This is a genomic window from Chryseobacterium sp. FW101-FHT12H09 (genome assembly GCF_058790395.1).
This window is the reverse complement of the sequence record NZ_JBYTCP010000002.1, coordinates 652,228-673,190: the sequence shown is the minus strand read 5'-3', so window position 1 is coordinate 673,190 and position 20,963 is coordinate 652,228. Positions and strand designations below refer to the sequence as shown.

Genomic DNA, 20,963 nt, shown 5'->3' with positions numbered 1-20,963 from the left:
TACTTAACAAGGTCTATAGTAGCTAAAAACTGTATACTCAATGATTAAAACAAATGCTGCCATTTGTAATTAATAATAAAAAAAGCCACTTCTTTTTGAAACGGCTCTCTTATATATTTTTCAATTGAATTATTCCTTCATTTTTGCGATCACATCAATACCTCCTTTCGTTATATCTCCAATCTTACAAATGATCTCTGTATCTAGGGGCAGGAAAACATCCATTCTTGAACCGAATTTAATAAAACCAAATTCATGACCTGCCTTTGCCTGATCTCCTTCATTGCAGTAGAAAACAATTCTTCTTGCTACATATCCTGCAATTTGTCTAAATACCACTTTATGATTTGTTAAACTTTCAATAGCAATAGTTGTTCTTTCATTTTCTGTAGAAGATTTTTCGTGCCATGCCACTAAGTATTTTCCTGGATGGTATTTTTTATAAATTACCTCTCCTGAAACAGGATATCTACAGATGTGGACATTCAAAGGAGACATGAAAATGGAAACCTGAATTGCTTTTCCTTTAATAAATTCTGTTTCGTCAACTTCTTTAATCATTACTACTTTCCCGTCTACCGGAGCAATTACATTCTCTTTATGATCAAGAATCTCACGGTTAGGAACTCTGAAAAACCAAAATACTAAACTGTAAATAATGAGTAAAGGCATAATGATCAAAAGCGACCACATTTTAAGAAAATAAATCGCTAAAGCACCAATTATAATGAAAAGTATTGTTGCTGCTGTAATCGTTCCTTTTGATTCTCTATGTAATTTCATGAGTCTAAATAAATTTTTCTAAAATAAAGTACAAATATACGACAGGAACGCAGATTAAAAAACTATCCAGCCTATCTAATACACCACCGTGTCCCGGAATGATGTTTCCACTATCTTTAACACCAAAATTTCTTTTGAGCTGGCTTTCTACTAAATCCCCTAAAGGAGCAAAAGAAGCCACTAAGAATCCAACAACCATCCAGTTTCCACGGAGATCATGTTGATATTTTTCAATAAAATAAGATAGAACTAAGGTTAAGATTACACCTCCTGCGTAGCCTTCCCAGGTTTTCTTAGGAGATATTTTAGGCGCCATTTTATGTTTTCCAAAAAACTTTCCTGTGAGATAGGCAAAGGTATCGCTGCTCCAGATTAAAATAAAGAGAAACAACACTTCTAAAGAGAACTTATCATCATAACTGGAATACTTCGGAAGACCAAGAGCAAAACTAAAAGGCAAAGCCACGTAAATGACCGTAAAAATCAATTTACCACTGTCGAAATATAATTCGGTAGGATATTTAAATAAAGTAACCACAGCAATTGCTATTAAAGACAGGGCTAATATTTCACTTAATCTAAAATCAAAAAAGAAATCATGGTAAAAATATCTCTTCGAGAACATATAAAAGATAATCATAACAACCGGAAATACGATCCATTTTTCATATCCTTTTCCAAACTTCATGATCTTTACACACTCCCACGATCCAACCACCATTAAAAATGTGATCAATCCATAATATAGATATTGCTGTTTAACGAGATCCGGAGAAATGCTATTGATCAGTTGGGCTCCGAGTGGAGTTACGCAGAGGATAATAATTGCCACGTAAACAATACCCGAAATTGTTCTTTGAATGAGGTTTTTGTCCAAAATGTATAATTTAGAAAATTGATGCTTAATCTTCAAGCAGCAATAAAAACAGTTTTGTGTTAGAATTAGAAGAGGTATCTAATTTTGATTGACTTCCGCTAATTGAGGTTAGGTTTTTAATATTACCATTCCTTTTTATTTTCCCCATTGCATCATTAAGATTATTTACAATCTGCGAAACATTAGCCATGATAATAATTTTATTAGGCAATCTCGAAGAATGGTAATGAAGAATATTATTATGCGACAGCATGATCCTTCCATCATAAGCAATAAGATACTCACAGGTAATAAATGCCGCATCATTGGAATGTTCCAATTCTGAAGTGCAGGGAGTTTTCACAACAGTCAAAAAATTCTGAAGTTCCTTATCCCAGCAGAACATATTGTGAATACCTTCAATTTTAATAATTTGATTTAAAGTTTGTAGAGCCTCCGCTTCGTCTGCACAATAATTAAAAAAACCACCCGAATGCGTAAATAACTGCGCAAACTTATAGTCGAGATCCGCATTTTTTAGCGAATCCCCAAGCTTCTCCAAACTCTGGCTATCATCTTCCTCAGGTTGGTTGGTTAGTTTGCTTACAATTCTTTTAAATAAACTCAACTTATGTTTTTTTAGTCAACTTTATACAAAAATAGAAAATAAATTATAATAGATTCTAAAAATGTAGCTTTAAATATGAAAAAACCTGGCAATTTTGAAATTACCAGGTTTTATTTCTTTTATTTTTTAAGGATTTAAAGTTGAGTCGGACTCTCAGGAGCCTGAATTTCACTTTCTTCCTCTTTTTCCTTTAATAATGGAATGGTATTCGTTACAGGTCTCTCTGTTAATTCAGGGTCCCATGCTCTCTTTCCGAATATTTCCTCTAAATCTTCACGGAAGATCACTTCTTTTTCCAAAAGTTTACCTGCCAAAGCATCTAGTTTATCCTTATTATCAGCAAGAATCTGCACTGCTCTTAGATATTGATTTTCAATAATTGATTTTATTTCAACATCAATTTTATTTGCTGTCTCTTCAGAATAAGGTTTTCCGAAATTATACTCAGATTGCCCTGAGCTGTCATAATAAGAAATATTACCAATATTTGGGCTTAATCCGTAGATCGTAACCATTGCCTGAGCTCTTTTCGTTACAGTTTCAAGATCAGAAAGCGCACCTGTTGAAATATTGTTAAATATTACTTGCTCTGCTGCTCTACCTCCTAATGTAGCACACATTTCGTCTAACATCTGTTCTGTAGTAGTAAGCTGTCTTTCTTCCGGAAGATACCAAGCTGCTCCTAAAGAACGTCCTCTTGGAACAATCGTTACTTTTAAAAGTGGTGACGCATGCTCAACCAGCCAAGAAATTGTAGCGTGACCTGCTTCATGGTAAGCCACTCTTTTCTTTTCAGAAGGCTTGATAGCCATGTTTTTCTTCTCAAGTCCACCGATGATTCTGTCTACAGCATCAAGAAAATCTTGTTTAGTAACTGATGTATGACTATTTCTTGCTGCGATAAGTGCTGCTTCATTACAAACATTTGCAATATCAGCTCCACTGAATCCTGGTGTCTGTTTTGCTAAGAAGTCTCTATCTACATTTTCATCCAATTTGATCTTCTTTAAATGAACATCAAAAATTTCTCTTCTTTCATGTAATTCCGGAAGATCCACATAGATCGAACGGTCAAAACGTCCTGCTCTCATCAAGGCTTTATCTAAGATATCCGCTCTATTGGTCGCAGCCATTACAATTACATTTACATCCGTTCCGAAACCATCCATTTCAGTAAGAAGCTGATTCAGGGTATTTTCTCTCTCATCGTTACCTCCTGAGAAATTATTCTTCCCTCTGGCACGTCCGATTGCATCAATCTCATCGATGAAGATAATTGCTGGTGACTTCGCTTTTGCCTGGGCAAATAGATCTCTTACTCTTGATGCACCTACTCCAACAAACATTTCCACAAAGTCAGAACCGGAAAGTGAAAAGAAAGGAACTTTTGCTTCTCCTGCTACTGCTTTAGCCAATAAAGTTTTACCTGTTCCCGGAGGACCTACCAATAGAACTCCTTTTGGAATTTTACCTCCAAGTCTTGTATATTTTTCAGAATTTTTCAAGAAATCTACAACTTCCTGTACTTCTTCTTTGGCGCCTTCTAATCCTGCAACATCTTTAAATGTTACCTGAATTCTTTCTTTTTCATCAAAAAGCTTTGCTTTGGATTTACCAATAGAGAAGATTTGTCCTCCAGGTCCTCCGCCACCCCCCATCTTTCTGAAAAGAAGGAAATAGAATAATCCCAAAATAGCAATCCATATCAATGCTGAAAATAAAATATCCATAAAAGGATTTTTACCTGCACCATAATCTTTTGTGGTCTTAATAGTCGCATTATCTGCTCTTATCTGATCAAATTTTTGAAGGAAAAGCTGTAGGTCTCCATATTTTACAGTGTAATCTGCTTTAGGAGCCATTTCGAATGCTGATAACGGATTGTTTTCTTTGGCGGTCTTACTCACCATAGCCGTTTTAGCAGCCTGAGTCAGGAATACGTCAGCCTTTTCAGTGTCTTTATATATAATAATATTCTGAACTTTTCCCGATTGCATTTCTCTGAAGAAACCATCTTCATCGATAGCTTTTGCACTGTTGTCTCCTAAAAAATTGGATCCAAAAAATAACAAAAGTGCTATGATTGCAATTGGAAAAAACCAGTTAAATCCTTTATTGTTCATTTATACTTTTTAAAATTAAATTTCATTTTCAATTTTGGTAATTTTAGCATCACCCCACAATTCCTCAATATCATAGTACTCCCGTACCTGTTTTTGGAATATGTGAACAACTACTGTTACGTAATCTACCAAAACCCACATTGCGTTATCAGTTCCCTCGACATGCCAAGGTCTATCCTGAAGTTCGTTTCTCACTTTCTTCTCTACACTTCCTGCTAATGCAGAAACTTGTGTGTTTGAGTTTCCACTACATATTACAAACGTTTCTGCCACTGAGTTTTCAATGTTGGAAAGATCGAAGATCATAATGTCTTCTCCTTTTACATCTTGGATAGCTTCAACGATTTTATCTATTAATTCTTGCTTTTCTACTGTCTTATTCATTAAAAAAATACTATAATCTGCAAATTTATTGTTTTTTCTTTACTTTAGCCTTACTTTTAACCCTTTAAAGTCTTAAAGTTTTCTTAATGGCTCAACTATTCTATCTAAAAGAGTGTTCTTCTACTAATGACGAAATTTCAAAGTTTTTACTTTACGAAAATTCAGATTTTATTGCTTTACATACATTTAACCAAACTAAAGGCCGCGGTCAATACGGAAATACATGGTCTTCCATAGCTGAAAAAAATCTCGCATACACACTAGCTGTAGGCACTAATCATTTCAAGCTCACGGATTTTATGTTCAATTATTATACCGCAATTGTTATCAGGGATTTCCTTGCCAATATGACTGAAAGTGATGTAAAGATAAAATGGCCCAATGATATTATTCTTAAAAGTAAGAAAATAGTAGGGATATTGATCGAAAAGAAAAAAATTAATCAAAAAAATTATTTCATCATTGGAGCAGGAATAAATATTCTTCAGGAGAAGTTTGATGAAATTTCCAATGCTGGTTCACTTCTAACGCTGACAGGCAGAAAATTCGATCTTGAGGAATTCACTTTAAAGCTACATGATTTCCTGGTTGAAAAACTGAATAATATTCCTTCAGAGGGAGAAATAATGAAACAATTCAATCAAAATCTATTTAGAAAAGATGAAATTTCTGTTTTCGAGATCGACAAAAAGAGACAAAATGGCATCATAAAATTCTCCGATGAAAAGGGAGAAATCTGGATCAAACTGGAAGAAGGTATACGTTCTTTTTACCACAAAGAAATTAAGCTTCTCTATTGATTTGCTCTTCTCAGATATAGATATAACGCAATAGGTAAAAAGATAAGATTCGGAAACCACATAGCCAGTGCTGGAGACATACTTTTATTTTCCGAGACTACCTTTAATGCTTCAAATGAAAACACAAAAATAAAGGCAAGAGAGATCCCAATTGCTAAATTAATTCCAAGACCACCTCTTTTCTTTTGTGAGGAAAGAGAAAGCGCTAAAAACGTCAGAATAACAATAGAAATAGGCATTGAAGTCCTTTGATACAATTCATTCAAATGGGTATTCAGATTACTGTTTCCTTTTTCTTTTTCCCGCTGAATAAATTTCAAAAGTTCTGGAGTTGTTTTATTTTGTCCTAATAACTCATTTGGAAAGAGCTCTTCCGGAGCATGGCCATAGCTTTTTCTTAATTCGGGTCCATTCGCTAGTTTTTCAGAATTATTTTTATTGATGGTTTTCTCGGCGTAGTTATTCAAAACAAATTGTTTTTTGGGTACATCCCAATATACGTCAGATGCCTTTAGTTCATAAAGCATCCTTCTGTTTTTATCAAATTTCTGAAATATAAAACCGGAACCTCTCCTTTCTCTTTTATTCCATGAATTGATAAAAATATATTCTGTTCTGCTAAGCTGTGCCGTAACAGGAGCCGTTCCTAAGACCTTTTCTTTATTTGCTGCGTTGTATGTATATGCCTCAAGCTCATTCTTCTTAATATTTGCCCAGGGCAACACAAAATGATTGATTGCAAGAGACAGAAATGCAATAAACAATGAGGTCAACAAATATGGTTTTGCAAAACGGTGAAAACTGGCACCACTACTGATAACAGCAACAATTTCAGTATTATGTGCCATTCTGGAGGTAAAATAAATTACCGAAATAAAAACCAAAATAGACAAAAATGTCATGACCAGATTGATGATCCAGAACGGATAAAAATGGACAAGAAAATAGGTTAAATTTAATTTAGCATCAATAGCCGTTGCATTTTCAATCCTTGGGATCTTCTGCTGGACATCGATTACTAAAACAACTATAGACAACAATATGAGCATGAAACCAAAAGTTCCAAGATATTTTTTTATGATATATCTATCTATAATTGTAAACATAATCTTCTTTTATAATCTTTGTCTAAGAATAGGATCAACTGATTTTTTCCACTCATAGAAATCGCCAGCAATAATATGTTCTCTCGCAACTTTTACCAAATCTAAATAAAAAGCTAAATTATGAATGGATGCTATCTGCTTTCCAAGGTATTCTTTTGAAACAAACAAATGGCGGACATATGCTTTTGAATATTCTTTATCTACAAAACTTGTCCCAAACTCATCTAAAGGCGAAAAATCTTTCTTCCACTTTTCGTTTTTTAGATTCATTACTCCCTGCCATGTAAAGAGCATAGCATTTCTTGCATTTCTTGTAGGCATTACACAATCCATCATATCGATTCCTAATCCAATCGATTCCAAAATATTCCATGGAGTACCAACTCCCATCAGATATCTGGGTTTTTCTTTAGGTAGAATATCTGTTACCTCATCTGTGATCCTGTACATTTCTTCCTCTGGTTCTCCTACAGAAAGACCACCGATTGCATTTCCTTCCGCTCCTGCTTCCGAGATAACCTCAGCGGAAATTTTTCTTAAATCAGAATATGTAGAACCCTGGACAATAGGGAAAAACCTTTGTTTATGACCGTATAGTTCAGGATTTTTTTCATTCCAGTCAATGCATCTTTTTAACCAGCGGTGTGTCATTTCCATGGACGCTTTTACCTGGTTATACTCACTAGGATAAGCAACACATTCGTCAAAAGCCATAAAAATATCTGCCCCGATCTGCCTTTGGATCTCCATTGATTTTTCAGGTGTAAAAAGATGATAGCTTCCGTCGATATGAGATTTAAATTTCACTCCTTCTTCAGACATTTTTCTGCTTCCTGAAAGTGAAAACACCTGAAAACCGCCTGAATCCGTAAGAATAGGAAGATCCCAATTCATGAATTTATGAAGCCCTCCTGCTTCCTGCATGACATCCATTGTTGGACGAAGATATAGGTGGTATGTGTTCCCTAATATAATTTGGGCTTTAATGTCTTCTTTTAATTCTCTTTGGTGAACCGTTTTTACACTCGCAACAGTTCCTACCGGCATAAAAATAGGCGTCTGAACTTTACCGTGATCGGTAGTAAGTTCTCCGGCTCTAGCTTTCCCCTCAGAGGTTTTTTCTATATTAAAAAATTTCATTCTTCTGTTTTATTAATTCATTGCCACTGGCTTTTACATTACCAACTGGTGCGCTTTCTACATTTAAATTAGTTTGACAAAGTGGGAAGATTTTTATTCTTCTTTAGTTTATCATTTACATATTTATCCGCTTTAGGATCTTTTTTTAGTATTATCTTCTGTGCTTCATCAGCAATATCAGTCATCTTTTGTTCGACAACATAATATTTAAAACTTTCTACAAAGTCATCGGCTTTTACATTGTGGGTCTTAAGAACATATCTTGTTCCACTCTCTAAATTCGTATTCTGAAACATAAAAGTTGCCTGATCATTGATTGCAAGATCAGCCAGTATTTCAGACATTTTATCTTTGGAAACAAGATTCTTAGGTGTATCAACGTATTTCTTACAAGAAAATACAAACATCAAAACAAAAAGAAAAATCAATTTTTTCATAATCTGTTAATTAATGATTTCCATTTTAAATTTAAAACACCAAAAACGGCCTCATGAATAATTCCGCCATTCATTTTACTTTCTCCTAAAATTCTATTGGTAAAAATAATAGGTACCTCTACAATTTTGAAGCCTTTTTTAAAAGTTCTGAATTTCATTTCAATTTGAAAACCATAACCTTTTAACCTTACATTCTCCAAATCGATATTTTCCAAAACCTTTTTCGAAAAACAGACAAATCCAGCTGTAGTGTCATGAATAGGCAGTCCTAAAATAAATCTTACATATTTGGATGCAAAATAGGAAAGCAATACCCTTCCCATTGGCCAGTTTACGACATTTACTCCTTTTGAATAACGCGAACCAATTGCCATATCTGCGTTTAAGCAAGCTTCATATAATTTGGGTAGATCATTTGGATTATGAGAAAAATCTGCATCCATTTCAAAAATATAATCATAATTATTTTGAAGTGCCCATTTAAACCCATGAATATAAGCTTTCCCTAAGCCGTCTTTTACATGCCTTATTGAAAGGTGAAGACCATGAGAAAATCTTCTTTGCAGATCTTTTACAATTTCTGCCGTTCCGTCAGGAGAGGAGTCATCTACAACAAGAATATGAAAGTCTTCTTCCAATGCAAAAACTTTGGAAATAATATTTTCAATATTTTCCTTTTCGTTATAAGTTGGAATGATGACGAGTTTTTTCATTTCAGTTTGCAAAGATAGTTTATTTAACCTTTTTATTTTATACAAAATATTCTATAATTTTGCAAAAAACAATCGGTTGCTATTATCACAAAATTTCGTAAACCATGTAAGGATTCCTGAGAACAATGATTGGGTGATCTTTATATTGCTGGGCTGCATATTTTTATATCTTTTCATGATTAATATCGTAGAAAGAGGCGCCAATCTAAAAGATTTTCTGCTTCAAAAATATTTTGATGCCAGTAATAATTTAGCTAGCTGGATCATCACATCCTGTGTAATCACACTTACTTTAGCTGTATTATTATCACAATACATTCCAGTTGTCCCTAAATATATTGCCGATTTACAAGTATTGGGGTATCAAATGAATAAATTTGGATATTGTTTATCAGCAATCAGTCTTTTTTATTTAACAAAATCTACTTTAGGCTTTTTATTTTATCAAAGTATAGGAGACACAAAAAAATGGCTAATTTTTTACTTTACCTCCACTAAATTTTATTTCATTCTTTCATTTTTATTAATAATTCTGTGTGTTACCCATTATTATTTCCCAATTGACAGAAATAAAATATTTTTTTACTATTTAGCATTCTTTTCTTTTGTGTTTATTTTTAAGGTTTTTTTCTATTTATTTCACAAGAACAACATCTTACCTGAAAAATGGTATTATAAATTTTTGTATATTTGCACCCTCCAAATAGCGCCATTATTGTTGCTTTGGAAATTGTTATTTTTTTAATAAAAGTCAATGATGAGAATAAAGTCTATATTGGTTTCTCAACCAGCGCCTAGTGAGTCTTCTCCATACCTGGATATAGCGAAGAAGGAAAAAATAAAGATTGATTTCCGTCCGTTCATCCACGTAGAGGGAGTTGACAATAAAGAACTTAGAACACAAAAAATAGATCTAACGCAGTATACTGGCATTATCTTTACCAGTAAGAATGCGATAGACCATTACTTTAGACTAGCTGAAGAACTGCGTTTTGCTGTTCCGGATACGATGCGATACATCTGCCAGTCTGAAGCGATTGCTAACTATCTTCAAAAACACATCGTCTACAGGAAGAGAAAAATCAGCTTTGGGGAGAAAAACTTCTCAGATCTATTACCTCTTTTCAAAAAATTTCCAACTGAGAAATATCTATTACCGTCTTCAGACGTTTTAAGTCCGGATACGATTAAGACACTTGACACTGCAAATATTGACTGGACAAGAGCAATCATGTACAGAACGGTATGCAGTAATCTAAGCGATATCAATATTAAAGATTATGATATGTTGATATTCTTCAGTCCACAAGGAATCAAATCGTTACAGATGAATTTTGAAGATTTCAAACAAGATGAGACAAAGATTGCGGTCTTTGGAAATACTACTTTAAATGCAGCTGAAGAAGCGGGATTAAGAGTAGATGTAATGGCTCCTACCAAGGAAACACCATCCATGACCATGGCACTTGAAAAATATATTAAAAGCCTTCATAAGTAGTTTTTAATATCACATAAAATATAGCCGTCTTTCAATAAAAGGAAAGATGGCTTTTTTTTAATTAAATTTGAACAAAAATTAATATTGAATAAAATGTCTGCATATATTTTTCAAAGTGAAAGTATAAAATGATGCTCTTTCGAACCAATAAAAAATTAAAATACCCCGGATGAAAGCTCCCCAACCAAAAAAGATAGAAAAAATACTCGAAATACACGGCGATAAAAGGACAGACAATTATTTCTGGCTTAATGAAAGGGAGAATCCTGAAGTTATAAAATATATTGAAGAGGAAAATGCTTATTCAGACTTCATGATGAAGGAAACTGAAGATTTTCAGGAGGAGCTTTATGAAGAAATGAAATCCCGTTACAAAAAGGATGATGAATCTCTACCCTATTTTTTTAATGGGTATTGGTATATGGTTCGCTATGAAGAAGGAAAAGAATATCCTATTTTCTGTAGAAAATATAAGAGCCTGGAAAACCCTGAAGAGATTATTCTTGATGTCAACATCCTTGCAGAGGGAGAAAGCTTTTTCGAAGTTGGAAGTATTGCTGTAAGCCCCAATAATAAATTAGCTTCTTTTTCTTCCGACAATGTGGGACGAAGAATTTATTCGATCAATTTCAAAAATTTAGAAACTGGAGAAATTCTTTCAGATAAAATTGAGAATACAACAGGAAAAGGAGTTTGGGCCAATGATAACGAACACGTTTTTTACATCAGAAAGGATGAAAGTTTACGTGCATTTCAGGTATACAGACACAAACTGGGAACAGAGCCATCAGAAGACATTTTAATCTTCCATGAAAAGGACGATACGTTTGATGTCAATGTTTTCAAAACAAAATCTTTACAATACATTTTTATTGCGAGCTCCAGCACTATTTCTGATGAACATCGTTTTATTCCTTCCGACAATGTTTTTGCCGACTGGAAGATCATTCAGCCTAGAATAGATGATCTGGAATATTCAGTAGAGCACTATGAAGATGAATTTTACATCATCACCAATGCTGATGAAGCTTTCAATTTCAAAATTGTAAAAGCTAAAATCGACAATTGCGGAATGGAAAACTGGGTGGATGTAATTCCTCATCGGGCCGAAGTTTTACTGGAAGGTTTTGAAATATTTAAAGATTATCTTGTTCTTGAAGAAAGAGAGCAAGGTCTGTTACAGATAAAGATCATTGAAGAAAAAACCAAAGAATCTTACTATCTCCCATTTTCAGATCCTACCTATACCGCTTATATCGGCGTTAATTTAGAATTTGACACAGAGATTTTACGCTATGGCTACACTTCTTTAACACAGCCAAGTTCTACCTACGAATATAATATGAAAGACAAAACAACCATACTTCTGAAACAACAGGAAGTTTTGGGTGGAAAATTCTTCCCTGAAAATTATATTTCTGAAAGAATTTGGGCAGATTCCCGAGATGGAGAAGCAAAAATTCCCATTTCCCTGGTTTATCATAAAGACACCAAAAAATCTGAAAATACACCCTTACTATTATATGGATATGGAAGTTATGGACATACCGTAGATGCAAGTTTTTCTAATGTAAGACTTTCCATTTTAGATAGAGGTTTTATTTATGCCATCGCACATATCCGTGGTGGAGAATATTTAGGCAGAGAATGGTATGAAGATGGGAAAATGTTGTTTAAAAAGAATACATTCTTTGATTTTATAGATGCGGGGAAATATTTAATAAAGGAAAATTACACTTCATCTAACCATCTTTATGCGATGGGTGGAAGTGCCGGTGGATTATTAGTGGGAGCAGTTATTAACTACGAACCAACCTTATTTAATGGTATAGTTGCACAGGTTCCTTTCGTAGATGTTGTAACAACAATGCTGGATGAAACAATTCCTTTAACAACAGGGGAATATGATGAATGGGGTAATCCGAATGACAAAGAATATTATCATTATATGAAGGAATATTCTCCATATGACAATGTAGAAGCTAAAGATTATCCACATATGCTTGTCACAACAGGCTTGCATGATTCTCAAGTTCAATATTGGGAACCAGCCAAATGGACGGCAAAATTAAGAGAGCTGAAAACCAATGACAATCTTTTACTTTTTAAAACCGATATGAGTGCAGGACATGGCGGAGCGAGTGGAAGATTTGAATCACTTAAAGAAGATGCATTGGAATATGCATTTCTATTGAAATTAGAAAATAAAAAAGAATGATTAACGAATCCGAATATTGGAAAAAAATAGAACAGTTTTTTGAAGAGAATTTTGAGACTGAAAAAAATCCACCTATTGAAACAGTATTGTTTTTAATTGGTTTACAGGAATTGGGAAGTGGTCAGCAAAAATATTCAAAAGACGATAAATTAAATATCCTTCATATTGCTGTTTGCAGATTATTAGAACCGTTTGGTTATTATAAATTTACGCATTATGAAGATGGATGGCCACAGTTTGAAAAATTGGAGGATCTTCCGGAATTACGAACCAACGAACAGACATTGCTCATGAAAAAAGCAATTATTCAGTATTTTCAGGACGAAGAACTGATATAAAATGAAATGATAATATGACAATTTGAATTATTTTCATTATCATATTTTTTTTGCCTAAAATAATAGGGCGGGCTTAAGCCCGCCCTATTATTTTCTATTTTATTGTTGAAGATTTCAAATTGACTAATTAGCTTTAAGAATTTCTTCTAGCTGACTCAGCCCCATTTTAAAACCATCTTCAAAACCCATTTCAATTTGTTTTTTCATGGCATCCTGAGATGCAAAATGAATATTGACCGTCACTTTTGCACCCTCTTCTATTCCTGTAAATCCAACAAGCCATTGTGCTTGTGGAAAGTCTTGATTAATGTTTCCCTTGTCATCACAAAAAGCATCTACACCGTCAAAACTTCTATGCTCCATAATTTCTCCGTATTTCAATTGTCCATACATTCTTTCACCTTCAGGACCAACCATGGCATAATACCAAACTCCATTTTCTTTAAAATCCATGCTTACCGTTTCACAACTCCAAGGTTTTGGAGCCCACCATTGATCCAATAATTCAGATTTGGTAAAATAGTCCCACACTTTTGAAACATCAGCGTCATAGACTTTCATAACATAAACACTGTTCGAGTCAAAATCTTTGTTAAAAATGATACTTGATTCCATACGTAATTATTTTTAACAAACTTAGTTCTTTATTTGTAGGCAACGCTTTTCATATGACAAGTAATTTTTACGATTTATAAAAAAATGTTAAAAAACATAGTTTTAAGAAAAAAAATACAATTTTTTGGCTCGTTTTTTGTTTATGAAGTCTTAAAACAATTAATTTTAACATTCATCATTCCAAACAACTTAAAAAAAGATAATGAATAATAAGTTCATCCCAATAATTTCAGTGTTCATGACGATCTCACTGATTGTCTTTGTTACACTCCAATTTTATTGGCTGAAAGGATATTACGGTGCCCTGGAACAAGACTTTTCTAATAAAGTCTATTCAGCATTGGAAAACACTGCTAAAAACATCTCCGAAATTGAAGTTGAAAAGTACCTGAATGAGGATTTTAAAAATTTCAGGAAAAATGTCATTTCAAATAATAATCAGCCATCCCTGACTACGATTCAACAAGTTCAGGATTCCGGGACACAAAGACAGATTATTTATTCTAAAAATATCATTGAAAAAACTCAGCTCCCAATTTCTAAAAAAGGAGATTCTTTAAAACTTACTACATTATATACTGACGAAGCAGCTTATAAGCTGAAGAGAGATACCACTAACCGGGAACTCCTTACGACCGATATCAATCAGGATATAGAAAGCGGTGATTATTCGATGAAGGAGTTTGCTAAAGTATATGGAAACAATCTTCCTATTACTAAAAGAGTGGATGATAAGATATTGGACTCAGTTCTTACAAAGGAATTGAAGATGAAGGGTATTACCGCTAAATTTGGTTTTGGTGTTACGGATAAGAATAATACACTTACCACCGTTTTCAATAAGGTTTATAAAGAGAAAAAGGATAACAATACCTATAGCTACCCACTTTTTACAGATAAAAAAGAACGGACTTTATATAATCTGGCTTTAGTTTTTCCTAAAAAGGAATATTCATTAGCCATGAATAACTGGCCAATGCTGTTGGGAACTTTCCTTTCATTACTGACTATTTTAGGAATCTATATCATCTCTATCAATTATATGATGAGACAAAAGAAGCTTGCAGAAATAAAGACCGACTTCATCAATAATATGTCTCACGAGTTTAAGACTCCTTTAGCAACTATTTCAGTGGCTACAGATTCTTTAGCCAATGACAAAATTGCGACCAACCCTGAAAAAGTAAGATATTACTCCAGTCTTATAAAACAGGAAAACCTGAGGATGAAGAAACAGGTGGAAAATGTTCTTAATATGTCTAAACTGGAAAGAAATGAAGTTAATTTATTTTTGAAAGAAACCAATGTAAGAGAACTTATCAAAAAAACAACGGAGTCTTTCAATCTTATTGTAACCCAGAGAAACGGTTCTCTTACCCAAGAGTTCACTGCTGATAAGTACAATTTTAAAATTGATGAATTTCATATTTCAAATATGTTGGTGAATTTATTGGATAATGCCAATAAGTATTCTCCTGATACTCCTGATATCAAAATAAAAACAAGAAATGAAGGCAATTTCTATGTTATTGAGATCTCAGACAAAGGAATGGGAATGGAAACCCAGAACAAAACGAAAATTTTTGAAAAGTTTTTCAGAGAAGAAACAGGAAATATTCATAACGTAAAAGGACAAGGCCTAGGGCTTTCCTATGTTAAGAAAATTGTAGAACTGCATAAAGGTCAGATTATAGTAGAATCGAACAAAGGAGAAGGAAGCATATTTACTATAAAACTTCCAATGACCTAAAAGGGATAATTGGAATAAATAAAAGATAAACCAAATAACAAATATAACAGAAGAGAGAGTGAGGAAGTTCATTCTTATTATTAATTTTTAATTTTTAAAATTATGAGCAACAGAATATTATTAGTAGAAGACGATCAGAGTTTTGGAGCGGTATTGAAAGATTATTTAACGATAAATAATTTTGAAGTAACTCTTGCAACAGATGGAGAGCAGGGGCTAAAAGAATTCACAGAAAATGAATTTGATATCTGTATTTTCGATGTTATGATGCCTAAAAAAGATGGGTTCTCATTAGCGGAAGACGTAAAAAAGATTGATAAAAACACCCCGATCATTTTCTTGACTGCAAGAAATATGAGAGAAGATATTTTGAAAGGATATCAATTGGGGGCAGATGATTATATTACAAAACCTTTTGATACTGAATTGCTTTTATACAAAATCAAAGCAATCCTTCAAAGAAGTTCAACATTAGAAAATGAAGAACAGGAACAATTTAAAATCAGCAATATCTTCTTTGATTCTATGCTAAGACAATTAAGAGTGGGCGATAAAGAATATAAACTTTCTCCAAAGGAAAATGAATTGCTTAAGCTTCTTTGTATCCATAGAAATGATTTCATGCCTAGAGATCTGGCACTAAGAAAGATATGGAAGAAAGAGAACTACTTTACAGCAAGAAGTATGGACGTTTATATCGCTAAACTTCGTAAGCTTTTGAAAGATGATGAAGGATTGGAAATCATCAACGTACACGGAGAAGGATTCAGACTTTTGGTTAAGAATTAATTCCAAAATAAGATTATAAATATAAAATTAGCAAAACAATTGAAAATGTTTTGCTAATTTTGTTTCATACGATAGGATATGAAAAATACATTTTTAGGTCTTGCTGCTGTTTCAATACTTATAGTTTCTTGCAAAAAAGACGAAAGAGCAACCTATGTCAAAGAAGAAGCATCTGTTCAGCAACCGGCTGTTACTGTTAATAATACACCCAAAACTTCAATTTTAGATCAAGCAGGAATTAAAACCAATGCACAGTATACAGCTACGCCAGCTCCTACTGCAGTTACTGCTCCAGGCATGAATCCTCCTCACGGACAACCGGGGCATCGATGTGATATTCCTGTAGGACAGCCTCTAAACAGCAAACCTGCTCCAACACAGGCTCAAGCTACTCAAAATGTTGTCGTTAATAAGAATGGATCACAAACTATTCAAATAGACCCTAATTCCTTACAACCGGGGAAATTCACGGTTGACAAAACTGGGAAAGCGGTAAAAACTGCTCCTGGCATGAATCCTCCACATGGACAACCGGGACACCGATGTGATATTCCTGTGGGACAGCCTTTAAACAGTAAACCTGCTCCGGCTGTACAACCAGTACAAAATGTCGTACAAAATACACCGGCTTCAACACCACAGCAAAGTTTGGCGAGCGGTGATAAACCAAAATTAAATCCTGCTCATGGAGAGCCTTTCCATAATTGTTCTGTGAAAGTAGGTGATCCTTTACCATAATTTTTGTAATTTTGCCGTTGTGAAGTTATTTCAGATCATAACCATCATTTTCTGTTTAGGGATCTTTTTGATTCCTAAAGATAACTTCGTTCTAAAAGCAGCTCAGGAAACATGTTGTAAAGCAGAGTCTAAAAAAGAAGACTGCTGTAAAAATCATCAGTCGAAATCAACTAAAGATCACGAAAAATCAAAATCATCATGTAATGACGATTGCTGTTCGACCTGTGTAGCTTGTTTTTCATTCATAGAAACGCCTTTTTCTAAAGGTTTGCTTTTAGAAATATCTTATTACAAAGCGAATAAAAAACTACAATTTCAGTATTGTGATCCTCACCTTTCGGATCGTTTAAAAGAGATTTGGGAACCGCCCAAGCTAGCTTAATTAAATATATGGATGTTCATTAGACCACTAATGAGCTGTTTTTTAATTAATCTAAATTTTAAACAAAATGAAATTATTTATTTCCAAGTTGATTCTTGGTATATGTCTACTATCTATTCAATTTATATTTGCTCAGGATCTTAAAAGTCAGTTCCAGGTAAAAGGAAACTGCGAAATGTGTAAAGAAAGAATAGAAACCACAGCTAAAAAAGCGGGTGCAAAAGCAGCAAGGTATTCTATCGACACTCAAACATTAACTTTAGAAACTGAAGGCAATATTTCCACTAATGATATTCTTAAAAAAGTAGCCGAAGCCGGTCATGACAATGAGAAATTTAAAGCATCCATTGAAACTTATGAAGCCCTTCCCGGATGTTGTCATTATGCAAGAGATCTTCAGCCTTCAAGTACCACTGTATCAGCTCAGGCTTCTAAAGCAGACAATGAATTTTATGTAAAAGGAAATTGCGCTTCATGTAAGGCAAGAATTGAAAAAGCAGCAAAAGACGCTGGAGCGAGCTCTGCAGAATGGAGTGCTGAAAAACAATCTGTTATTTTAGATTTCGATACTACAAAAACCTCAGCAGATAAAATTTTAAAAAAGATTGCTGATGTGGGACATGATAATGAAAAGTATAAATCTTCGGACAGTGTTTATAATCACCTTCCAGACTGTTGTCTTTATGACAGAAATGTTGCGTTAGGAGAAAAAGGAGCAGGTGTACATGTTGATGAAATTGGAAAGCCTGAACATCATGAAGAAACTGATTCAACTTCTTCAACCAGTCAGTATCAAGGTAATCACGAAAAAAATATTGAAGAAGTAAAATTATCTGCCTCCAGAGCGTCTACTTCATTAAGTAAGAAAGATGCGGGTTTGGTTTTTAATATTGATAAAAAGGAATTATTAAAGGCTGCTTGTTGTAATTTATCAGAAAGCTTTGAGACCAATGCTACAGTGGATGTTTCATTTAGCAATGCTGTTACAGGAACTAAACAGCTTAAAATGTTAGGACTTGATCAAAAATACACCAGTTTAACAAAAGAACTTTTACCTGAAATCAGAGGTCTGGCATCGGCTTATGGATTAAATTTCATTCCTGGGAGATGGATCGAGAGTATCCAGCTTACCAAAGGTGGAAGCACCGTTACTAACGGATATGAAAGTATTACCGGACAAATCAACACTGAACTTTTAAAAAATTCAGAAAAACCAGAAACCTCATTAAATCTTTTTTCAGACTTCAATGGAAGAGCTGAAGCTAATATTACGAGTGTTTCTCCTATCAATGAGAAATGGTCACAGACCTTTCTATTACACGGAAACGGAACTTTTGGAAATACAGATATGAATGATGATGGTTTTCTTGACCGTCCGAAAGGAACACAGATTAATACAGCATACCTTCTCAATTATAATGATCTTGAAAAGTCCGGATTTGGTTCTCATTTCGGAATTAATTTTGTTAAGGATAACAGGACTGCAGGGCAAACCGGTTTTGACAAAAAACTGGCTCAGGATAAGCAGAATGCTTATGGAGTAGGAATTGATATCTCTAGATTTCAGATGTGGAATAAAACAGGTTATGTGTTTAAAGGAAAGCCTTACCAGAGCCTGGGTTGGATGAATCAATATGTTTACCACCAGCAGGATAGCTTTTTCGGGTTGAGAAATTATTCAGGTAAACAGAATACATTTTATTCAAATTTAATTTTTGAAAGTATCCTTGGGAATACTAATCATAAATATAAGGCTGGAGCAAGCTTTATGTATGATGGTTATGATGAAACCTACCTTACAACCCCTTACAAAAGAAATGAGATTGTACCGGGAGCTTTTGCCGAATATACATTAACAGGATTAAAATATACTTTGGTAGCTGGAGCAAGGGTCGATTTTCATAATCTAGCGGGGACACAATTTACTCCAAGATTAAATTTTAAATATGATTTCACTCCACAAACTATTTTAAGATTATCAGCTGGAAGAGGTTTCAGAACGGCTTCTGTTTTTGCAGAAAATCAACAATATTTCGCTTCTAACCGTACGATTCAGATCATACAGAATGGGGGTGATATTTATGGTCTAAAACCCGAAATAGCCTGGAATTATGGCGCAAGTTTACAACAGGAATTTAAAATTTTCGGAAGAAAATCTTCTATTGTTGCAGATTTCTTCAGAACAGATTTTCAGGATCAGGTGATGGTTGATCTTGACAGATCACCTCAGCAACTGGTGCTTTATAATCTTGAAGGAAAATCTTTTGCTAATAGTTTACAGGTACAGTGGGATTTCATTCCTTTAAAAAACTTCGAGGTAAAAGTAGCTTATAAGTATTATGATGTACAGGCAGATTATCTGGATGGAAGAAGAGAGGTTCCTTTTATGGCTAAAAATCGTGGGTTTGTAAACCTTGCTTATTCTACCAATAAAAATAATAATGGTGGATATTGGAGCTTTGATACAACATTAAACTGGGTTGGAAAACAAAGACTTCCTGATACATCAAGTAACCCATCCGAATTTCAATTGGCAGGATATTCTAATTCTTATGCCGTTTTAAACGCACAAGTCTCAAGAAGTTTCAACAAAAAAATAAGGGCTTATTTTGGTGGTGAGAATTTAACTTCTTACAATCAAAAGAATGCAATTGTAGATTTTAAAAATCCTTTTGGTAATTATTTTGATGGCGGAATGGTTTACGCGCCTATTATGAAAGCGAATTTTTATGTAGGTCTTGATGTGACTTTCTAGATCTTAATTATTTAAATCATATCAACAAAACAGCATCAATATTGGTGCTGTTTTTCAATTTAAATGAACCATATTTTGAATTAATTAAAAAAAAATCAATCTGGAATTAAAAAATTATTACCTTTACACTTTATCATATGTATGAACATACTAACTAAAGACTTTACTATTGATCACAACAGCAAATTACCACTACATGTACAGGTAGAAGAGCTTTTCCGCAAACTGATCAAAATGGAAGTGTATAAAAAAGGAGCTTTATTACCAAAGGAAGTGGATCTGGCTAATCTTTGGGGAGTTTCCCGGAATACGATCCGACAGGCAACCAATAAATTGGAGCATGAAGGACTTATTGTTCGTAAAAAAGGTGTCGGAACCCGAATATCTGAAAAGAAAAGTCTGGTAACAGGACTTGATCACTGGTATAGCTTTACGCGGGAAATGCTGGAAAAAGGCATCAATGTGATCAACCAGTCACTAAAGACGGAAATGATACAGCCCAATGAGGAAATATGTAATTTCTTTAATTGTACACCTGATAAAAAAATATTTAAGCTTTCTAAGTTGAAGGGAGAGAACTCAGGGGATCCAATTGTATATTTTGAAAGCTATTTTCATCCAAGAATTGGTATTGATAAAAAAGATGATTTTAATATCCCATTGTATAGTATGCTACAGGAACAATATGGAATTATCGTGCATCGATCCCGGGAAAACATAAGCGCTTGTCAGGCTGGTGCTGTAATAGGAAAGAAACTAAAAGTTTCTGCTACTTTTCCGTTGTTGAAACGCGAACGTTTTGTTTATGATATCAATGGGAAACCTGTAGAATATAATATAGGCTATTATCGTTCGGATAAATTCACTTATACTATCGATATCAATAAATCTGCTGAGAGCTAATTTATTT

Annotated in this window: 21 protein-coding genes; 11 read left to right on the top strand and 10 right to left on the bottom strand. The window is 33.9% G+C overall.

Going from position 1 to position 20,963, the window contains the following annotated elements; translation table 11 throughout:
* Positions 1–129: 129 nt before the first annotated feature.
* The 5 genes from AC3WRL_RS08850 to rsfS all read right to left on the bottom strand — a co-directional run bounded on the left by AC3WRL_RS08850 (position 130) and on the right by rsfS (position 4,774).
* A complete protein-coding gene (locus AC3WRL_RS08850; protein ID WP_492330118.1) occupies positions 130–783 on the bottom strand; it encodes a phosphatidylserine decarboxylase family protein in 654 nt (217 codons plus the stop codon).
* Positions 784–787: 4 nt separating this feature from the next.
* Positions 788–1,660: a phosphatidate cytidylyltransferase gene (locus AC3WRL_RS08845; RefSeq protein WP_214830571.1), complete on the bottom strand. Its 873-nt coding sequence runs from the start codon at positions 1,658–1,660 to the stop codon at positions 788–790.
* A gap of 25 nt (positions 1,661–1,685) precedes the next feature.
* Positions 1,686–2,267 (bottom strand): lactate utilization protein, encoded by a 582-nt coding sequence (locus AC3WRL_RS08840; protein ID WP_261510817.1) that lies wholly within the window; start codon positions 2,265–2,267, stop codon positions 1,686–1,688.
* Between the two features lie 134 nt (positions 2,268–2,401).
* Positions 2,402–4,390, bottom strand: a complete 1,989-nt coding sequence (ftsH, locus tag AC3WRL_RS08835) for an ATP-dependent zinc metalloprotease FtsH (protein WP_214830567.1) — start codon at positions 4,388–4,390, stop codon at positions 2,402–2,404.
* A 15-nt stretch (positions 4,391–4,405) separates the two neighbouring features.
* Positions 4,406–4,774, bottom strand: coding sequence for a ribosome silencing factor (gene rsfS / locus AC3WRL_RS08830; protein WP_200242114.1), 369 nt, complete (start codon positions 4,772–4,774; stop codon positions 4,406–4,408).
* An 86-nt stretch (positions 4,775–4,860) separates the two neighbouring features.
* On the opposite strand from rsfS, the gene AC3WRL_RS08825 reads away from it, so the two are divergent.
* On the top strand, positions 4,861–5,574 hold the full coding sequence (locus tag AC3WRL_RS08825) for a biotin--[acetyl-CoA-carboxylase] ligase (RefSeq protein WP_492330117.1): 714 nt from the start codon (positions 4,861–4,863) through the stop codon (positions 5,572–5,574).
* On the opposite strand, the gene AC3WRL_RS08820 is transcribed toward AC3WRL_RS08825, so the two are convergent.
* The 4 genes from AC3WRL_RS08820 to AC3WRL_RS08805 all read right to left on the bottom strand — a co-directional run bounded on the left by AC3WRL_RS08820 (position 5,568) and on the right by AC3WRL_RS08805 (position 8,970).
* Positions 5,568–6,680: an LptF/LptG family permease gene (locus AC3WRL_RS08820; protein WP_492330116.1), complete on the bottom strand. Its 1,113-nt coding sequence runs from the start codon at positions 6,678–6,680 to the stop codon at positions 5,568–5,570. The two genes, AC3WRL_RS08825 and AC3WRL_RS08820, sit on opposite strands and share 7 nt — an antisense overlap.
* 9 nt (positions 6,681–6,689) lie before the next feature.
* Complete coding sequence (gene tgt / locus AC3WRL_RS08815) at positions 6,690–7,820, bottom strand: tRNA guanosine(34) transglycosylase Tgt (protein WP_261510812.1); 1,131 nt, start codon at positions 7,818–7,820, stop codon at positions 6,690–6,692.
* A 68-nt stretch (positions 7,821–7,888) separates the two neighbouring features.
* On the bottom strand, positions 7,889–8,257 hold the full coding sequence (locus tag AC3WRL_RS08810; RefSeq protein ID WP_214830559.1) for a DUF4296 domain-containing protein: 369 nt from the start codon (positions 8,255–8,257) through the stop codon (positions 7,889–7,891).
* Entirely contained in the window at positions 8,254–8,970 is a 717-nt protein-coding gene (locus AC3WRL_RS08805; RefSeq protein ID WP_214830557.1) for a polyprenol monophosphomannose synthase, read from the bottom strand. The genes AC3WRL_RS08810 and AC3WRL_RS08805 overlap by 4 nt, the downstream gene beginning before the upstream one ends.
* Here AC3WRL_RS08805 and AC3WRL_RS08800 point away from each other — a divergent pair.
* From AC3WRL_RS08800 to AC3WRL_RS08785, 4 genes are all read left to right on the top strand, one after another.
* The gene (locus AC3WRL_RS08800) at positions 8,951–9,715 is read left to right on the top strand and encodes a DUF4271 domain-containing protein (protein ID WP_315941733.1); all 765 of its coding nucleotides are present in this window, start codon (positions 8,951–8,953) and stop codon (positions 9,713–9,715) included. The genes AC3WRL_RS08805 and AC3WRL_RS08800 overlap by 20 nt on opposite strands.
* 12 nt (positions 9,716–9,727) lie before the next feature.
* On the top strand, positions 9,728–10,468 hold the full coding sequence (locus AC3WRL_RS08795) for a uroporphyrinogen-III synthase (protein ID WP_214831314.1): 741 nt from the start codon (positions 9,728–9,730) through the stop codon (positions 10,466–10,468).
* 169 nt (positions 10,469–10,637) lie between these two features.
* Positions 10,638–12,686: a S9 family peptidase gene (locus AC3WRL_RS08790; protein ID WP_492330115.1), complete on the top strand. Its 2,049-nt coding sequence runs from the start codon at positions 10,638–10,640 to the stop codon at positions 12,684–12,686.
* Positions 12,683–13,024 (top strand): hypothetical protein, encoded by a 342-nt coding sequence (locus AC3WRL_RS08785; protein WP_214830550.1) that lies wholly within the window; start codon positions 12,683–12,685, stop codon positions 13,022–13,024. The genes AC3WRL_RS08790 and AC3WRL_RS08785 overlap by 4 nt, the downstream gene beginning before the upstream one ends.
* 123 nt (positions 13,025–13,147) lie before the next feature.
* Here the strand turns inward: AC3WRL_RS08785 and AC3WRL_RS08780 are convergent, their stop codons facing one another.
* On the bottom strand, positions 13,148–13,639 hold the full coding sequence (locus AC3WRL_RS08780) for an SRPBCC family protein (protein WP_214830549.1): 492 nt from the start codon (positions 13,637–13,639) through the stop codon (positions 13,148–13,150).
* A 202-nt stretch (positions 13,640–13,841) separates the two neighbouring features.
* On the opposite strand from AC3WRL_RS08780, the gene AC3WRL_RS08775 reads away from it, so the two are divergent.
* The 6 genes from AC3WRL_RS08775 (at position 13,842) to AC3WRL_RS08750 (ending at position 20,956) form a co-directional block, all read left to right on the top strand.
* Positions 13,842–15,389, top strand: coding sequence for a sensor histidine kinase (locus AC3WRL_RS08775; protein WP_214830547.1), 1,548 nt, complete (start codon positions 13,842–13,844; stop codon positions 15,387–15,389).
* A gap of 102 nt (positions 15,390–15,491) precedes the next feature.
* Positions 15,492–16,178, top strand: a complete 687-nt coding sequence (locus tag AC3WRL_RS08770) for a response regulator transcription factor (RefSeq protein ID WP_007842513.1) — start codon at positions 15,492–15,494, stop codon at positions 16,176–16,178.
* 78 nt (positions 16,179–16,256) lie between these two features.
* Entirely contained in the window at positions 16,257–16,916 is a 660-nt protein-coding gene (locus tag AC3WRL_RS08765; RefSeq protein ID WP_492330114.1) for a hypothetical protein, read from the top strand.
* A 19-nt stretch (positions 16,917–16,935) separates the two neighbouring features.
* Positions 16,936–17,298 (top strand): hypothetical protein, encoded by a 363-nt coding sequence (locus tag AC3WRL_RS08760; protein ID WP_492330113.1) that lies wholly within the window; start codon positions 16,936–16,938, stop codon positions 17,296–17,298.
* Between the two features lie 67 nt (positions 17,299–17,365).
* A complete protein-coding gene (locus AC3WRL_RS08755) occupies positions 17,366–20,053 on the top strand; it encodes a TonB-dependent receptor domain-containing protein (RefSeq protein WP_492330112.1) in 2,688 nt (895 codons plus the stop codon).
* A gap of 141 nt (positions 20,054–20,194) precedes the next feature.
* A complete protein-coding gene (locus AC3WRL_RS08750; protein WP_214830540.1) occupies positions 20,195–20,956 on the top strand; it encodes a GntR family transcriptional regulator in 762 nt (253 codons plus the stop codon).
* The last annotated feature ends 7 nt before the right edge of the window (positions 20,957–20,963 follow it).

Bases quoted from the DNA above. Each gene is read 5' to 3' on its own strand.
- AC3WRL_RS08795 (WP_214831314.1), top strand. From the start codon at position 9,728: ATGAGAATAAAGTCTATATTGGTTTCTCAACCAGCGCCTAGTGAGTCT.
- AC3WRL_RS08750 (WP_214830540.1), top strand. From the start codon at position 20,195: ATGAACATACTAACTAAAGACTTTACTATTGATCACAACAGCAAATTA.
- AC3WRL_RS08775 (WP_214830547.1), top strand. From the start codon at position 13,842: ATGAATAATAAGTTCATCCCAATAATTTCAGTGTTCATGACGATCTCA.
- tgt (WP_261510812.1), bottom strand. From the start codon at position 7,820: ATGAAATTTTTTAATATAGAAAAAACCTCTGAGGGGAAAGCTAGAGCC.
- AC3WRL_RS08805 (WP_214830557.1), bottom strand. From the start codon at position 8,970: ATGAAAAAACTCGTCATCATTCCAACTTATAACGAAAAGGAAAATATT.
- ftsH (WP_214830567.1), bottom strand. From the start codon at position 4,390: ATGAACAATAAAGGATTTAACTGGTTTTTTCCAATTGCAATCATAGCA.
- AC3WRL_RS08765 (WP_492330114.1), top strand. From the start codon at position 16,257: ATGAAAAATACATTTTTAGGTCTTGCTGCTGTTTCAATACTTATAGTT.
- AC3WRL_RS08785 (WP_214830550.1), top strand. From the start codon at position 12,683: ATGATTAACGAATCCGAATATTGGAAAAAAATAGAACAGTTTTTTGAA.
- AC3WRL_RS08825 (WP_492330117.1), top strand. From the start codon at position 4,861: ATGGCTCAACTATTCTATCTAAAAGAGTGTTCTTCTACTAATGACGAA.
- AC3WRL_RS08755 (WP_492330112.1), top strand. From the start codon at position 17,366: ATGAAATTATTTATTTCCAAGTTGATTCTTGGTATATGTCTACTATCT.
- AC3WRL_RS08790 (WP_492330115.1), top strand. From the start codon at position 10,638: ATGAAAGCTCCCCAACCAAAAAAGATAGAAAAAATACTCGAAATACAC.
- AC3WRL_RS08850 (WP_492330118.1), bottom strand. From the start codon at position 783: ATGAAATTACATAGAGAATCAAAAGGAACGATTACAGCAGCAACAATA.
- AC3WRL_RS08810 (WP_214830559.1), bottom strand. From the start codon at position 8,257: ATGAAAAAATTGATTTTTCTTTTTGTTTTGATGTTTGTATTTTCTTGT.
- rsfS (WP_200242114.1), bottom strand. From the start codon at position 4,774: ATGAATAAGACAGTAGAAAAGCAAGAATTAATAGATAAAATCGTTGAA.
- AC3WRL_RS08800 (WP_315941733.1), top strand. From the start codon at position 8,951: ATGATGACGAGTTTTTTCATTTCAGTTTGCAAAGATAGTTTATTTAAC.
- AC3WRL_RS08820 (WP_492330116.1), bottom strand. From the start codon at position 6,680: ATGTTTACAATTATAGATAGATATATCATAAAAAAATATCTTGGAACT.
- AC3WRL_RS08770 (WP_007842513.1), top strand. From the start codon at position 15,492: ATGAGCAACAGAATATTATTAGTAGAAGACGATCAGAGTTTTGGAGCG.
- AC3WRL_RS08780 (WP_214830549.1), bottom strand. From the start codon at position 13,639: ATGGAATCAAGTATCATTTTTAACAAAGATTTTGACTCGAACAGTGTT.